The sequence below is a fragment of the Streptomyces sp. CNH287 genome (assembly GCF_000424825.1).
In genome coordinates this window covers 204,654-219,152 of sequence record NZ_AUKQ01000013.1, presented here as the reverse complement: position 1 = coordinate 219,152, position 14,499 = coordinate 204,654, and the positions used below count along the sequence as shown (strand labels likewise).

Here is a 14,499-nt window from a genome sequence, read left to right as displayed (position 1 = left end):
CCGACCGCGTCACCTCCGGCGGTGCCGTGCTCGACACCCCCTTCGCGGAGCCCGGTCTCCCCCGGACCGGTACCGGCCGTCCCGCCTTCCCTCTGGCGGCCTCGACAGCCTTCGCCCGCCGGATCACCGGCCGCCCCCGACGCAGGACCGGACGAGTGTCCGCTCAGCCCGCCTTCAGGAGGGCGTCGTCGCGCCATTTGAGGATCTTGTCGAAGCTGACCACCGCGCCGCCGCTGTTGGGGCGGTTGTGGAAGCGAACGTGGTCGGCAAGGGTCTCGATCAGGCAGAGGCCGCGGCCGTCCTCCTGGACAGCGGCCGAGTCGGCGGCCGAGTCGGCCGCGGAGGGCCCCGGCGGGGCGTCGCCCCCGGGGCGGGCCGGCCCGGGCGGGCCGGCCCGGGGCCCGGACTGCGGGAAGCCCGGCCCGGGGTCGGTGACCTCGATGTGGCACATGTCGCCGTCGATGCACGCGGTCACCCGGTACGCGTCGCTCCGCTCGTTCACCCCGTGCTCGACCGCGTTGGCGCACGCCTCGGAGAGAGCGATCGCCAGTTCGAAGGAGATTTCCGGGTCCACCCCGGCCGTCTCCATCGTGCCCAACAGCAACCGGCGCGCGAGCGGCACGCTGGCCGCCTCGCGGCGCAGATGGAGAGACCACCAGATACTCATGCTCACCCTCCAGGCTGCGGCTCGGAGTGGGGCCACAAGGACCGCCCGGCCATAGGGATACGTATTGCCTGCGGGAGCGGGCGGTAAGCGTGCCAGGCGTGTGACTCCCCTCATTCGGCGGAAGCGGAGTACGCCCTTCTGCGTGTAACGCCTTTGCTGCGGCGACCGAGCCGTCCCCGCCCCGCGCGCCGACGGGTTCCGGCGGCTCCCCTGCCGCAGACAGGCGCGCGTCGCGGTGAGATGATGGCGCCGCCATGACTGCCGGTGCGGATCTCAGACTCTCGCGGGCCGCGGTGTTCACCGCGGCCTGCGTCGCACTGTCCATGGCAGGTCACACCGTCGCCGCAGGGGCCGCCGTCCCCCTGTGGACGGTCGGGGTCGCCTGCGCGCTGGTCTTCGCGCTCGCCGCGCCCCTGGCCGGGCGGGAGCGCTCGCTGCACGGCATCGCCGCGCTGCTGGTGCTGGGCCAGGTCGCGCTGCACACCCTCTTCTCCGGCGGCATGCACGGCACGCACGGTACGGCGTCGCGCACGGCCGGAGCCGGAGCGGCCGGCGGCACGGCGGCCGACGGCGGCAGCAGCAGCGGGCTGCGGGAGCTGGCCGGGCAGCTGCTCTGCAACGACCACGCGGCCGGCGCGCTGACCGACGCCCAGGCCCGGCAGGTCGTCTCCGACGCGGGCCTCTCCGGCGCCCCCACCGCCTACGCGTCCGACCTGGCCCCCGGCGCGCAGGACGCGTCGTACAGCACCGTCGACTGCCTGCGCGGCGTCGTCGCCGACGCGCTCGGCCAGCTCACCCCCGTCATGCTGCTCGGCCACCTGCTCGCCGCCCTCGCGGCGGGCTGGCTGCTGCGCCGGGGCGAGGCCGCACTGTGGCGGCTGCTCCGGCTCTCGGTCCTGGTGGCTTCCGCCGCCGAGGCGCTGATGACGGTCCGCGACCTGCGCACGGCCCTGTTCCTCCTGCGCGCGCTGCGCGCCGGGCTGTTGCTTGACGACGCTCCCGCGCCCCGCGTCGTGGAGCGCGCGCGGGACACCGCCGCGCCCCCTCCCGTGCTCCTGCACCACGCGGTGAGCAGGCGTGGGCCGCCGCAGGACGCGGGAAGCCTCGCGCTCGCGGCGTGACGCCGACGTCCGTGCCCTGCTGTGCCGGGGCCCGTACGCGGCACGTGGCCGGGCCGGGGGCTTCCACCGCCTCGCGACGCAGCGGGTGACCCCGCCGGACCGCGCCGCCTGCCCCGGCAGCCGGCGTAGGCAGCCGGTGCAGCCCGGCCGCGTCGCGCCCCCCAGTCCGCGCCCACCGCCCCGGCGCCCGTACGGCCTCCGTGCGGCGCCGTGCTCCGGCACGGCGTCGTGCCTGCGCACGGCGCTGCGGCAGCGGTGAGCCACACACCTGACAGAGGAAGTCCGACACATGAAGATCTCGCAGCGCCGCTTCGCGACCACCGGTGTCCTCGCCGTCTCCGCCCTCCTGCTCGGCGCCGGTGCCGCCTCCGCGCACGTCTCCGTCAACCCGGACGAGGCGGAGGCGGGCGGCTACGGCACCGTCACCTTCAAGGTCCCCAACGAGCGCGACGACGCCTCGACCGTGAAGCTCGAGGTCAACCTGCCCAAGGAGACGCCGCTGGCCTCCGTGATGCCGCAGCCGGTGCCGGGCTGGGACGTCAAGGTCACCAAGTCCAAGCTGGACAAGCCGATCGAGATGCACGGCGAGACGATCAACGAGGCGGTCACCAAGGTCACCTGGACGGGCGGGGAGATCGAGCCCGGCCAGTTCCAGCAGTTCCCGCTCTCCATGGGCGAGCTGCCCGGGGAAGGCGAGCAGATGGTGTTCAAGGCGCTCCAGACGTACGACAGCAAGGAGGTGGTGCGGTGGATCGAGGAGCCGAAGGAGGGCGGGAAGGAGCCGGAGTACCCGGCGCCCGTCCTCAAGCTCACCGCCCCCGCGCCGGAGGGCGGCACCGAGGAGGCCGCAGCCGACAACACTGACGGCGCCGACAGCGCGAAGGGCGGCGACGCCGAGAACGGCGCGGGCGCCGACGCGAAGGCCGCCGCGGACAGCTCGGACAGTTCGGACACCACCGCGCGCGTCCTCGGCGGCGTCGGCATCGCCGTCGGCGTCGCCGGGGTGGCCTTCGGCGCCCTCGCCGTGCGCCGCCGCTCGGCGTGAGCCGGCGCGGTACCGCCCGGCGCGGCGTCGCCGGGCGGTACCGCGGCAGGCCCAGCGCGAAAGGCCCAGCACCTCGGAGCCAGCACCCCAGGCCCAGTGCCTCAGTACCCTCCAGCACCGCAGAAACACGAACACCAGGAACCACCGATGCCCCAGCGCAAGACCCTCACCCTCGCCGCCGCGTTCTGCGCGGCGGCACTCGCCCTGACCGCGTGCGGCGGTGACGGCGACGACGCCTCCGGCGACAAGACCGACTCCGCCGCCGCCAGCGTCGAAAGCGACCAGAAGGAGGGCGGTGCCGTGCTCGACACCCCCTTCGCCAAGCCCGACCTCACCCTGACCGACACCAGCGGAAAGGAGTACGACCTGATCGAGGAGACCAAGGGCAGCCCGACGCTCCTCTTCTTCGGCTACACCCACTGCCCGGACGTCTGCCCGCTGACGATGAGCAACATCGCCGTGGCGAAGTCGAAGCTCAGCAAGGCCGAGCAGCAGAAGCTCCGGGTCGTCTTCGTCACCTCCGACCCCGAGCGGGACACCCCGAAGCGGCTGGGCAAGTGGCTGCGCATGCAGGACCCGTCCTTCATCGGGCTGACCGGCGACTTCGACACCATCCAGGCGGGGGCGCGCAGCGTCGGCGTCCACATCGAGCCGTCGTACAAGAAGAAGAACGGCGACGTGGTCTCCACGCACGGTGCGCAGATCGTCGCCTTCTCGCCCAAGGACGACAAGGGCCACGTCCTGTACACCGAGCGGACCTCGACCGCCGAGATCCTGGAGAAGGAACTCCCCGCGATCGTGAAGGGGGAGAACCCGTGACCCGGCGGCGTACGACGCTCACCGCGACGGCCCTCGCGCTGGCCGGGTCCCTCGCGCTGGGGGGCTGCTCCTCGGACTCGGGCTCGGACTCGGGCTCGGATTCCGGCAAGAGCACCGGCAAGGGCGGGCCCGCACTGAAGGCCTCCGGCGCCTACGTGCCGCAGCCGCTCATGACCGACATGGCGAGCGCCTTCGTGGTCATCGCGAACGAGGGCGGCAAGGACGACCGGCTGACCTCCGTGACCAGCGACCTGGCCAAGAAGGTGGAACTGCACAAGACGGTCGACCAGCAGATGCACCAGGTGAAGTCGATGCCCGTACCGGCGGGCGGGAAGCTGGACTTCGCACGGGGCGGCAACCACCTCATGCTGGTCGACCTCCGCCGCAAGCCCGCGGAGGGGGACCAGGTCTCCCTCGAACTGCGCTTCGAGAAGTCCGACCCGATCAAGTTGTCCGTTCCTGTCGAGGCGACCAACCACACCCCCGAGCAGTGAGGAACTGAAGCGTGCTGCCCACCACCTCACCCCGGCAACGGGTCACCGCCCTGCTCAGCACCCTCGGAGTGCTGGCGGCACTCGCCGCGATCCTGCTGGGCACGGCAAGCCCGGCCGCGGCACACGCCGCGCTCACCGGCAGCAGTCCGGCCGCGGGGTCGGTGGTGAGCAGCGCGCCGCACGAGGTCACGCTGACCTTCTCCGAGAACGTCGCCATGTCCGACGACTCCATACGCGTGCTCGCCCCCGACGGCGAACGGGTCGACGCGGGCGAGCTGAAGGACATGTCCGGCGGCGGCACCGTCAAGTACGGCACCGCCATGAAGACCGGCGCCAGCCTCTCCGACGGCACGTACACCGTCGCCTGGAAGGCCGTCTCGGCGGACAGCCACCCCATCGCGGGCGCCTTCACCTTCTCCATCGGCGCGCCCTCCAAGACCTCCGTCGGCCTCTCGGACACCGAGGCGGGCGGCGGCACCACCGGCTTCCTCTACGACACCGCGCGCTACTTCTCCTACGGCGGCTTCGTCATCCTCGTCGGCGGCGCCACCTTCATGCTGGCCTGCTGGCGGCCGGGCGCGCGGTCGGTGCCGTTGCAGCGCCTGGTCTCCGGCGGCTGGGCCGTCCTGACCGGCGCGACCGTGGCGACGCTGCTGCTGCGCGGGCCGTACACCGGTTCGGGCGGCCTCACGGACGCGTTCGACCTGACGGTGCTCCAGACGACCCTGGACACGAAGATCGGCACCGCTCTCGTCTCCCGGCTGCTGCTGCTGGCGGCTGCGGCGGTCTTCCTCTCGGTGCTCTTCGGCACGTACGCCAGGGAGGAGGACGGTCACGCGGACAAGACGCCCGGAGCCCGTACGCCCCCCGAGCGGCGTGACCTCTTCTTCGGCCTCACCCTCGGCGGCGGTGTCGTCGCCGCCGGGCTCGCCGCGACGTGGGCGATGGCCGAGCACGCGTCCACCGGCATCCAGACCTCGCTCGCCATGCCCGTCGCCGTCGTCCACCTGCTCGCCGTCGCCTGCTGGCTCGGCGGCCTCACCAGCCTGCTCACCGCGCTCTACCGGAGCGATCCGCCGAGCGCCGCCGCGACCCGCCGCTTCTCGCGGCTCGCCTTCAGCAGCGTCGTCGTCCTGGCGGTCACCGGCCTCTACCAGTCCTGGCGCCAGGTCGGCTCGGTGAGCGCGCTGACGGGGACCGACTACGGGCTGCTGCTCCTCCTCAAGGCGGGGCTGGTCAGCGCGCTGGTCAGCCTGGGCTGGTTCTCCCGGCGGTGGACGGGGCGGCTGGTCGACTCCGCACCCGCTCAGGCGGGGAAGGAGCCGGTGGCGGCGGCCAAGGAGAAGCCGAAGGCCAAGGCCGGTGCCCGGGCCGGTGCCGGCGTCAAGGCCAAAGCCAGGACCGCCTCCCCGGCCGCGCCGGACCCGGACGAGGACCCGGTGCGCGCCGCGCAGCTGAGCCGTCAGCGCGCGGCCACCGCGACCGTCCGCCGCAAGCGCGCGCTGGACGCCGACCTGCCGCGCGCCGGACTGCGCCGCTCCGTGCTCTGCGAGGCCGGTGTCGCCGTCGTGATCCTCGCCGTCGCCACGCTGCTCAGCGGCACCGAGCCGGGCCGTGCCGAGGAGGCGGAGCAGGGCTCCGGCGGGTCGTCCGCGGCGGCCTCGGACGGGCCCGCCAGCCTGGAGATCCCCTTCGACACGGGCGGTACGGACGGGAAGGGCACCGCCGAGATCACCCTCGACCCGGGCCGTACGGGCCAGAACACGCTGACCGTACGGACCACCGGCGCGGACGGGGAGCCGCTCGACGCCCCGGAGGTGCGGGTCGCCCTCACCCTGCCCGCCAAGGACCTCGGCCCGCTGCGCAGCACCCCCGAGCGGACGGGCGCGGGCCGCTGGAAGGATGCCGGCCTGCGGCTTCCGGTGGGCGGCAGCTGGCGGGTGGCGATCACCGTCCGCACCTCGGACATCGATCAGGTGACCGAGACCAAGACGCTGCGCATCGGCTGACCGCACCCGCGCACCACCCGCACCCGCGCACCACCCGCACCACGCACAGAGACCGGCACACGAACAGGAACTCCGATCCGCGCCATGAACGACCACGACCTCACCCTCTCCCGGCGCCGCCTCCTCGGCAGCGTCGGCGCCGCCGGCGCGACGGGGCTGGCGCTGGGCGCGGGCGGCGGCGCCCTCGGCCAGCGGGCCGCCCGTGCCGAGCCGCCGACGGCGCTCGCCAGCGTCGGTACGACCCGCGTGCCCTTCCACGGCGCGCACCAGGCCGGGATCACCACCCCGTTGCAGGCGCACTGCCATCTCGTCGCCTTCGACCTCGCGCCCGGCGCCCGGCGCAAGCAGGCCGCGGCCCTGCTGCGGCGCTGGTCGCGAACCGCCTCCGCGCTGATGGCGGGCGAGACGGAGGGCGCGGCCGACGGTGCCGCCGCGGACGTGGCCCGGGACGCGGGCCCGTGCTCGCTCACCGTCACGTTCGGCTTCGGCCGCCGCTTCTTCGCCCGTACGGGGCTGACCGCGCGGCTCCCCGACGCCCTCGCGCCGCTCCCCCGCTTCACCGCCGACGCGCTCGACGCGAAGCGCTCGGACGGCGACCTGTGGGTGCAGATCGGCGCCGACGACGGGCTCGTCGCCTTCCACGCGCTGCGCGCGCTCCAGCGGGCGGCGGCGGACACCGCACGCCTGCGCTGGCAGATGACCGGATTCAACCGCTCCGCCGGGGCCACCGCCGCCCCCATGACCCAGCGCAACCTGATGGGCCAGGTGGACGGCACCAACAACCCCAAGCCCTCCGACGACGACTTCGACGAGCGCGTCTTCCTGCCCGCCGACGGTTCGCCCGGCTGGATGGCGGGCGGCTCGTACGCGGTCTTCCGCCGCATCCGGATGCTGCTCGACCCCTGGGACGCGCTCCCGCCCGGCGCCCAGGAGAAGGTGATCGGGCGCCGCAAGTCCGACGGCGCCCCGCTCACCGGCGGCGGCGAGACGAGTGCCGTCGATCTGGAGAAGCGCTCGGGTGACGCCCTGGTCATCGCCGCCGACGCCCACGTACGGGTGAGCGCGCCGGAGACCAACGGCGGCGCCGCCATGCTCCGCCGCTCCTTCTCCTTCCACGATGGCTTCCGCGCGGACGGCGCCCCCGACGCGGGACTGCTCTTCGTCGCCTGGCAGGCCGATCCGCTGCGGGGCTTCGTCCCGGTGCAGCGCAAGCTGGACAGCGGCGACGCGCTCTCGCGTTTCCTGCGGCACGAGGCGAGCGCGCTGTTCGCCGTGCCGGGCGGGCCGGGCGAGGGCGAGTACGTGGGGCAGGCGCTGCTCGAAGGCTGAGAAGCGCGGGCGGGCGCGCGCCGTACGCGGCTACTGTGGCGGCATGTCACCCGCGAGTCGCTACACCTACCTCGGCCCCGAGGGCACCTTCACCGAAGCCGCGCTCCGCACGCTGCCCGAGGCGGCCACCCGCGAGCTGGTGCCGATGGTCTCGGTGCCGGCCGCGCTGGACGCCGTGCGGGCGGGGGAGGCCGCCGCGGCGCTGGTGCCGATCGAGAACTCGGTCGAGGGCGGGGTCACCGCCACCCTGGACGAGCTGGCGAGCGGCGAGCCTTTGATGATCTACCGCGAGGTGCTGCTGCCGATCGCGTTCGCGCTGCTGGTGCGTCCGGGCACGCCGCTGGAGAGCGTGAAGACGGTCACCGGGCATCCCGTCGCGCAGCCGCAGGTGCGCAACTGGCTGGCGGCGCGGCTGCCCGACGCCGTCTGGGAGTCGGCCGCCTCCAACGCGGACGGTGCCCGGCTGGTGCAGGAGGGGCGCTACGACGCCGCGTTCGCGGGCGAGTTCGCCGCCGGGCCGTACGGGCTGGAGGCGCTGGTCACCGACATCCACGACGCGGAGAACGCGACGACCCGCTTCGTGCTCGCCGGCCGTCCGGCCCGGCCCGCCGCCCGTACGGGGGCGGACAAGACCTCGGTCGTGATGTGGCTGCGCGAGGACCACCCCGGCGCGCTGCTGGAGCTGCTCCAGGAGTACGCGTCGCGGGGGGTCAGCATGATGCGCATCGAGTCGCGGCCCACGGGTGAGGGCATCGGCCGCTACTGCTTCTCGGTCGACTGCGAGGGGCACGTCTCGGACCGGCGGGTGGGGGACGTGCTGATGGGGCTGAAGCGGTCGTGCCAGCGGGTGCGGTTCCTGGGGTCGTATCCGCGGGCGGACGAGGTGCGGGCGGAGCTGACGCCGGGCACCACGGACGGGGAGTTCGTGGCGGCGGCGGACTGGCTGACCCGGTGCCTGGACGGGCGGGTCTGACGCGTCCGGGGCGGGTGGCCGACGGCTGGACCGTCGCTGACCTGCGGGTGTCCGGCCGGAGTCGGATTGTCTCCGCAAAGTTATCCACAGGGTGACGGGCGCTGCTGTGCATAAGTCGACAGGTGAATCGGGCAGAGTCGACAAAACGGCATGGAGACCCCAGAGAGGGGCACAGCGTCCGGGATCAGTCGGTGTCACCCCAATTCACTTGTTCAACTCGTTGGAGTGAGGCAATTCCCCTCGAAAGAGGGTGTATTCCGAGCGCGAGCCGGGAATTCTGCGCCAGCAGACATTCCCGCAGAATGATCTTTCCCGCTTTCCACAGCCCCCGCTCGCAGCCTGTGGAAAACTTTGGGGACAGTCGACAGCCTGTGGATAACGGCAGCCCGCCGCGGCGCGGCGCAGCCCGTCCGCCTGCCCCGCGCCCGCCCCGGCGGCAGGCGCCCGGCCCACCATTCGCCGCGATTCCGCCGCGTTCCGGCCCGGCTCCGGGGGGTTCCGGCCGGGTTCTGGATTTCCGTACAGCAAGGCAGCTTCATAAAAGGGGCATATCCGGAGGGAATGGGATATCAGGTCGATAGGCCGGAGCCGCACCGGTACCCTGGCCCGGTGATTGACCTTCGCCTCCTCCGTGACGACCCCGACCGTGTACGTGCCTCGCAGCGGGCCCGTGGAGAGGACGTCGGCCTCGTCGACGCGCTGATCTCCGCCGACGAGCGGCGCCGGTCGTCGAGCGTCCGCTTCGACCAGCTGCGCTCCGAGCAGAAGCAGCTGGGCAAGCGCATCCCCAAGGCGGCCGGGGAGGAGAAGGCCGAGCTGCTGCGCGAGGCAGGCGTGCTCTCCGCCGCCGTCAAGGCCGCCGACGCCGAGCAGGACACGGCGGCGGCCGAAGCCCAGCGGCTGCTGCGCGCGCTGGGCAATCTGGTCCACCCCGACGTCCCGGTCGGCGGCGAGGAGGACTTCGCCGTCCTGGAGACGATCGGCGAGCCGCGCGACTTCGCGGCCGAGGGCTTCACCCCCAAAGACCACCTGGAGCTGGGCCAGCTGCTCGGCGCCATCGACGTGGAGCGCGGCGCGAAGGTATCGGGCTCGCGCTTCTACTACCTCACCGGCGTCGGCGCCCTGCTGGAGCTGGCCCTGGTCAACGCCGCCATCGCGCAGGCGACGGCGGCCGGGCTGACCCCGATGCTCACCCCCGCGCTGGTCAAGCCGCACGCCATGGAGGGCACCGGCTTCCTGGGCCAGGCGGCGGAGAACGTCTACCACCTGGAGCAGGACGACCTCTACCTCGTCGGCACCTCCGAGGTGGCGCTCGCCGCGTACCACGCGGACGAGATCATCGACGCGGACCGCCTGCCGCTGCGGTACGCCGGGTTCTCGCCCTGCTTCCGCCGCGAGGCGGGCACGTACGGCAAGGACACCCGGGGCATCTTCCGCGTGCACCAGTTCGACAAGGTGGAGATGTTCTCGTTCGTCGCCCCGGAGGAGGCGGCGGCGGAGCACCGGCGGCTGCTGGAGTGGGAGAAGCAGTGGCTGACCGGCCTCGGGCTGCCCTTCCAGGTGATCGACGTGGCGACGGGCGACCTGGGCGCCTCGGCCTCCCGCAAGTTCGACTGCGAGGCGTGGATTCCGACGCAGGGCAAGTTCCGCGAGCTGACCTCCGCCTCCAACTGCGACGAGTTCCAGGCCCGCCGCCTCTCGGTGCGGATGCGGGAGCGGGCGGGCGGGCCCGTCCGGCCGCTGGCGACGCTGAACGGGACGCTGTGCGCCGTACCGCGCACGATCGTGGCGCTGCTGGAGAACCACCAGCAGGCCGACGGCTCGGTGCGGGTGCCGGAGGTGCTGCGGCCGTACCTGGGCGGTCGCGAGGTGCTGGAGCCGATCGCCAAGTGACCTCCGACCTCGGCGCCGGGCCCGCCAGCGGCCCCGGTCCCGGCAGCGCGCCGCGCCCGTTCCCGTACAAGCTGATAGCCACCGACCTGGACGGCACGCTGCTGCGCTCCGACGACACCCTCTCGGCGCGTACGACGGACGCTCTGGACGCCGCGTGCGCGCGCGGCGCCGCGCACCTGGTGGTGACCGGGCGGGCGGTGCCGTGGACGAAGCACGTGCTGGCCGAGCTGGGCCACACCGGGCTGGCCGTCTGCGGACAGGGGGCGCAGCTCTACCACGCGGGCGAGCGGCGGCTGCTGACCTCCGTCACCCTGGACCGGCAGCTGGCCCAGGTCGCGCTGGCGCGGATCGAGGAGGCGGTCGGCCCGCTGGCGCTGGCCGCCTCGCGCGACGGCGTGGACGGCGAGGTGCTCGTCGGGCCGGGCTTCCGGCAGCAGGAGGGCCCTCTGCCCAGCATCCCGTACGAGGACCGGGCCGCGCTGTGGACGGCGCCGCTGAACAAGCTCTACCTCCAGCACCCGCGGCTCGGTGACGACGAGCTGGCCGCCGCGGCGCGGGAGGCGGCGGGCACTCTGGTGGGCGTGATGATGTCCGGCGCCGGAGTGGTCGAGCTGCTGCCGCTGGGGCTCAGCAAGGCGAAGGGGCTGTCGCTGGCGGCCCGGCGCCTGGGAGTGCACGCGGCCGAGACCATCGCCTTCGGAGACATGCCGAACGACGTGCCGATGTTCGCGTGGGCGGCGCACGGGGTCGCGATGGGCAACGCGCACCCGGAGCTGCTGGCGGTGGCCGACGAGGTGACGGCCTCGCACGACGCGGACGGCATCGCGGTGGTGCTGGAGAAGCTGCTGGCCCGCTGAGGGGCTCGCGCGGGCGGGAGGGCTCGCCCGGGCGGAGGGCTCGGCGGCTCGCACGCGGGCTCACGCGCCTGCCCGGCGCGCCCGCCACTCGCTCACGCAGTCGTCGAAGATCCGCCGCAGGTGGTGCCCGATCCGCAGGTAGTCCAGGACGTCCAGGTTGGCGAGCGAGGCCCGTAGGGACCACTGGGGGCCGTCGAAGCCGCCGCCGTTGAACAGCACCACATGGGTCTGTTCGGCGAGCAGGTCCAGCTCGACGTGGCGGTTGTAGGATGACTGGGCAACCGGATGAATCTGCCAGGGACGGGAGAGACGCGAATGGCGCTGCGGGTGGCGGGGCGGCAGTCCCTGGTGGACACCGTCGTGGACGAGCTGCGCGCGCAGCTGGCCGACGGCCACTGGCGGGTCGGGGAACGCATCCCGACCGAGCACGCGCTGGCCGAGCAGCTGGGCGTCGGGCGGAACACCGTGCGCGAGGCGGTCCGGGTGCTCGTACACGCCGGGCAGCTGGAGTCCCGGCAGGGCAACGGCACCTTCGTGGTTTCGCTGCACGACCCGGGGGAGACCGTACGGGGCGTACGGAAGGCCGGCATCCTGGACGTGCTGGAGGTGCGGATCGCGCTGGAGGCGGAGGGCGCGCGGCTGGCCGCGACCCGGCACACGGCGGCCGACCTGGCCCGGATGCGGGACGCCCTCACGGCACAGGCGGCGGTGGCGGAGATGACGGCGGCGGGGGCAGGCGGCCCGTACGACGGGCCCGCGGACGACCGGCCCGCGTACGACCGCCACGAACTGCACGCCGCGCACGACGTCGACTTCCACATCGCGGTCGTGGACGCCGCGCACAACGCCGCGCTCAGCGCGACGTACCGCTGGTTCAGCAGCTCCGTACGGGAGGCGCTGCTCGCGTCGCTGCGGGACGCGCAGATGCCGCGCATCGTGCCGGGCGACCACCACGCGGTCGTGGACGCGATCGCGTCGGGGGACCCGGCGGCGGCGGAGCGCGCGGCGCGGGCGCTGCTGGACAGACCGCGCCGGGAGGTCGAGGCGCTGCTCGCCGGCTGACCGTTCACCGTGGACCGCGCCCGAGACCGAACCCACCGGAGAGGCGGCAGCACCCCATGTCCAGCAGGACCCCACCGCCCCCGCACGGCGGGAGTGTCATCGACGCCGAGGAGGACTCGGCGCCCGTCGCGCCCGCTACGCCTGCCCCGCCCGTCGCGGCGGCGCGGCGGCTGCGGACACACCCCGCCCTGCTGCTCGCCGGGATCGTGCTGGCCTCGCTCAACATGCGGGCGGCGCTGGCCGGTGTCTCCCCCGTACTCGGCGAGATAGGCGACGACTTCGGCCTGACGGCGACGACGACCAGCCTGGTGACCACGATCCCGCTGGTCTTCATGGGCCTCGCCGCACCGTTCGCGCCCGGACTGGCGAAGCGCTGGGGCACCGAGGCCGTACTGTGCGCGGCGCTGCTGCTGCTCTGCGGGGGCATCGTGCTGCGGGTGGCGCCGCCGGTGGTGGCGCTCTTCGGCGGCTGCGCGGTGGTGGGCACGGCGATCGCGCTGCTGAACGTGCTGATGCCGGGGCTGGTCAAGCGCGACTTCCCGGACCGGGCGGCGGGCATGACGGCGCTCTACTCCACCGCCATGGTGCTCGGCGCGACGGTCTCGGCGGCCTCGGCGGTCCCGCTGGAGGAGGCGCTCGGCGGCTGGCGGGGCTCGCTGGCGGCCTGGGCGGTGCTGGCCGCGCTGGCGGTGGCCGTCTGGCTGCCGCAGGCGGTGCTGGTACGGCGAGGAGTACGGCGTGCCTCAATCCCGCGCGGGGCAGCGGCGCTGACGACGCCCGCGACACCCGGCGCTCCGCACACCACAGCTCCGCACACCACAGCTCCACGCCCCACAGCTCCGCACACCGGCACGCCCGCTGCGGCCGTACGGCTGAGCCGGTCCCCGCTGGCGTGGCAGGTCACGCTGTTCATGGGCGCGCAGTCGCTGATCGCGTACGTCGCCATCGCCTGGATGCCGACGATCTTCACGGATCACGGGATGGACCGGGCGACCGCCGGACTCGTCTTCGCGTTCAGCACGCTGATGCAGATGGTCGGTTCGTTCGTCGTGCCGACGCTGGCCGGGCGGCTGCGGGACCAGCGGGTACTCGCCCTCGCCGTGGTGGCCCTGATGGCGTCCGGCATCGGCGGGCTGCTGGTGGCCCCCGTGACCGGGGCGTGGGTGTGGGCGGCGCTGCTGGGGGTGGGGCAGGGCGGTTCGCTGGGGCTGGCGCTGACCATGATGGTGCTGCGGACGGGCGATGCCCATCTCGCGGCCCGGCTCTCCGGGATGGCGCAGACCTGGGGGTATCTGCTGGCGGCGGTAGGGCCGTTGGCCCTGGGCGCCGTCCACCAGCTGACCGGCGGCTGGACGCTCCCCATCGCCGTGATGCTGCTGGTCTGCGCGGCGCTGGCCCTGCTGGGGCTGGGCGCGGGCCGCGATCTACGCATCACGGCCCGCGGCTGACAACCCCCGGCGGCAATCCCGGCCGGGCCGGCCGGGCCGGTCAGCCCTCGTCAGCCCTCCGCCGCCAGCGTCAGCGAGCGCAGCTTCTGCCCGGCCCACCAGGTGCCGCCCGCGGTCACCACGGCGAGCAGCACGACCGCCACCGGCAGCCCCACGTCGGAGGTGACCAGCCCCTCCCCGGCGATCTCCTCCGCCAGCGAGAGAGCCCACTGCTGCACCGAGAGCGTCCGCGCTCCCGACACCAGGCTGCCGAACAGCGTCTCCCAGATCAGCGCGTACACCAGGCCGATGACGACGGCGTGCCTGCTGACCGTGCCCAGCAGCAGGAACAGCGCGCTGTACGCGAAGGAGGCGGCCACCGCGGCGAAGGTGTAGGCGACGGCGAGCTGCTGGCTGTTGCCGTTCAGGATGAAGCCCGCCAGGAAGGTCGGGATCGCCGAGAAGGCGATGCTGACCCCGACCGCGACGTAGAGCTTGGTGAGGATGATCGTCTGCCGCTTCAGCGGTTTGGAGAGCAGGTAGACGACCGAGCCGTCGTCGATCTCCGGGCCGATCGCGCCCGTACCGGCGATGACGCCGATCAGCGGGACCATGGTGGCCAGCGCGAAACCGCCGAGCAGCTCCGCGGTCACCGTGTCGTCCGCGCCGACCATGAAGCGGACGACACCGGCGACGATGAGCAGCAGCACCGGCAGCACGCACAGCAGCAGTGCGCGGCGGCGGCCCAGCAGTGCCCGGTAAGTGAGCCGGGCGACAGTGGGGTTGTACATCGCTCAGTCTCC

General features: G+C 73.6%; 13 protein-coding genes and 1 pseudogene. 11 read left to right on the top strand and 3 right to left on the bottom strand.

The features are described 5' to 3' along the window. Positions 1-163: 163 nt before the first annotated feature. Positions 164-667: an ATP-binding protein gene (locus H299_RS0114995; RefSeq protein WP_027749073.1), complete on the bottom strand. Its 504-nt coding sequence runs from the start codon at positions 665-667 to the stop codon at positions 164-166. A gap of 254 nt (positions 668-921) precedes the next feature. Here H299_RS0114995 and H299_RS0114990 point away from each other — a divergent pair, with 254 nt between their 5' ends. The 9 genes from H299_RS0114990 to H299_RS0114950 all read left to right on the top strand — a co-directional run bounded on the left by H299_RS0114990 (position 922) and on the right by H299_RS0114950 (position 11,207). Further along, complete coding sequence (locus tag H299_RS0114990) at positions 922-1,788, top strand: hypothetical protein (RefSeq protein ID WP_027749072.1); 867 nt, start codon at positions 922-924, stop codon at positions 1,786-1,788. A 289-nt stretch (positions 1,789-2,077) separates the two neighbouring features. After that, complete coding sequence (locus H299_RS0114985) at positions 2,078-2,833, top strand: YcnI family protein (protein ID WP_027749071.1); 756 nt, start codon at positions 2,078-2,080, stop codon at positions 2,831-2,833. Positions 2,834-2,980: 147 nt separating this feature from the next. Further along, entirely contained in the window at positions 2,981-3,652 is a 672-nt protein-coding gene (locus tag H299_RS0114980; protein WP_027749070.1) for an SCO family protein, read from the top strand. Then, entirely contained in the window at positions 3,649-4,146 is a 498-nt protein-coding gene (locus tag H299_RS0114975; protein WP_027749069.1) for a copper chaperone PCu(A)C, read from the top strand. The genes H299_RS0114980 and H299_RS0114975 overlap by 4 nt, the downstream gene beginning before the upstream one ends. A gap of 11 nt (positions 4,147-4,157) precedes the next feature. Further along, positions 4,158-6,155, top strand: coding sequence for a copper resistance CopC/CopD family protein (locus H299_RS0114970; RefSeq protein WP_486587276.1), 1,998 nt, complete (start codon positions 4,158-4,160; stop codon positions 6,153-6,155). Positions 6,156-6,239: 84 nt separating this feature from the next. Continuing rightward, positions 6,240-7,484 (top strand): iron uptake transporter deferrochelatase/peroxidase subunit, encoded by a 1,245-nt coding sequence (efeB, locus tag H299_RS0114965; protein WP_027749067.1) that lies wholly within the window; start codon positions 6,240-6,242, stop codon positions 7,482-7,484. A 43-nt stretch (positions 7,485-7,527) separates the two neighbouring features. Then, positions 7,528-8,457 carry a prephenate dehydratase gene (pheA, locus tag H299_RS0114960; protein ID WP_027749066.1) on the top strand — a complete coding sequence of 310 codons (930 nt, stop codon included), beginning with the start codon at positions 7,528-7,530 and terminating at the stop codon, positions 8,455-8,457. 609 nt (positions 8,458-9,066) lie between these two features. After that, the gene (gene serS, locus H299_RS0114955; RefSeq protein WP_027749065.1) at positions 9,067-10,350 is read left to right on the top strand and encodes a serine--tRNA ligase; all 1,284 of its coding nucleotides are present in this window, start codon (positions 9,067-9,069) and stop codon (positions 10,348-10,350) included. After that, the gene (locus tag H299_RS0114950) at positions 10,347-11,207 is read left to right on the top strand and encodes an HAD family hydrolase (RefSeq protein ID WP_027749064.1); all 861 of its coding nucleotides are present in this window, start codon (positions 10,347-10,349) and stop codon (positions 11,205-11,207) included. The genes serS and H299_RS0114950 overlap by 4 nt, the downstream gene beginning before the upstream one ends. A 60-nt stretch (positions 11,208-11,267) precedes the next feature. On the opposite strand, the pseudogene H299_RS38360 reads toward H299_RS0114950, so the two are convergent. After that, a pseudogene (locus H299_RS38360) lies at positions 11,268-11,456 on the bottom strand (aspartate 4-decarboxylase); the annotation flags it as partial. 66 nt (positions 11,457-11,522) lie between these two features. On the opposite strand from H299_RS38360, the gene H299_RS0114940 reads away from it, so the two are divergent. Further along, positions 11,523-12,269: a FadR/GntR family transcriptional regulator gene (locus H299_RS0114940; RefSeq protein WP_027749062.1), complete on the top strand. Its 747-nt coding sequence runs from the start codon at positions 11,523-11,525 to the stop codon at positions 12,267-12,269. A 56-nt stretch (positions 12,270-12,325) separates the two neighbouring features. Further along, positions 12,326-13,717, top strand: coding sequence for a CynX/NimT family MFS transporter (locus tag H299_RS34280; protein ID WP_037759065.1), 1,392 nt, complete (start codon positions 12,326-12,328; stop codon positions 13,715-13,717). Positions 13,718-13,767: 50 nt separating this feature from the next. Here the strand turns inward: H299_RS34280 and H299_RS0114930 are convergent, their stop codons facing one another. Further along, the gene (locus tag H299_RS0114930; protein WP_027749061.1) at positions 13,768-14,487 is read right to left on the bottom strand and encodes an ABC transporter permease subunit; all 720 of its coding nucleotides are present in this window, start codon (positions 14,485-14,487) and stop codon (positions 13,768-13,770) included. Between the last annotated feature and the right edge of the window lie 12 nt (positions 14,488-14,499).

What these genes read in the sequence shown, in the direction of transcription:
- H299_RS0114995 (WP_027749073.1), bottom strand. Translation starts at nt 667, where the DNA reads ATGAGTATCTGGTGGTCTCTCCATCTGCGCCGCGAGGCGGCCAGCGTG.
- H299_RS0114990 (WP_027749072.1), top strand. Translation starts at nt 922, where the DNA reads ATGACTGCCGGTGCGGATCTCAGACTCTCGCGGGCCGCGGTGTTCACC.
- H299_RS0114985 (WP_027749071.1), top strand. Translation starts at nt 2,078, where the DNA reads ATGAAGATCTCGCAGCGCCGCTTCGCGACCACCGGTGTCCTCGCCGTC.
- H299_RS0114980 (WP_027749070.1), top strand. Translation starts at nt 2,981, where the DNA reads ATGCCCCAGCGCAAGACCCTCACCCTCGCCGCCGCGTTCTGCGCGGCG.
- efeB (WP_027749067.1), top strand. Translation starts at nt 6,240, where the DNA reads ATGAACGACCACGACCTCACCCTCTCCCGGCGCCGCCTCCTCGGCAGC.
- pheA (WP_027749066.1), top strand. Translation starts at nt 7,528, where the DNA reads ATGTCACCCGCGAGTCGCTACACCTACCTCGGCCCCGAGGGCACCTTC.
- H299_RS0114940 (WP_027749062.1), top strand. Translation starts at nt 11,523, where the DNA reads ATGGCGCTGCGGGTGGCGGGGCGGCAGTCCCTGGTGGACACCGTCGTG.
- H299_RS34280 (WP_037759065.1), top strand. Translation starts at nt 12,326, where the DNA reads ATGTCCAGCAGGACCCCACCGCCCCCGCACGGCGGGAGTGTCATCGAC.
- H299_RS0114930 (WP_027749061.1), bottom strand. Translation starts at nt 14,487, where the DNA reads ATGTACAACCCCACTGTCGCCCGGCTCACTTACCGGGCACTGCTGGGC.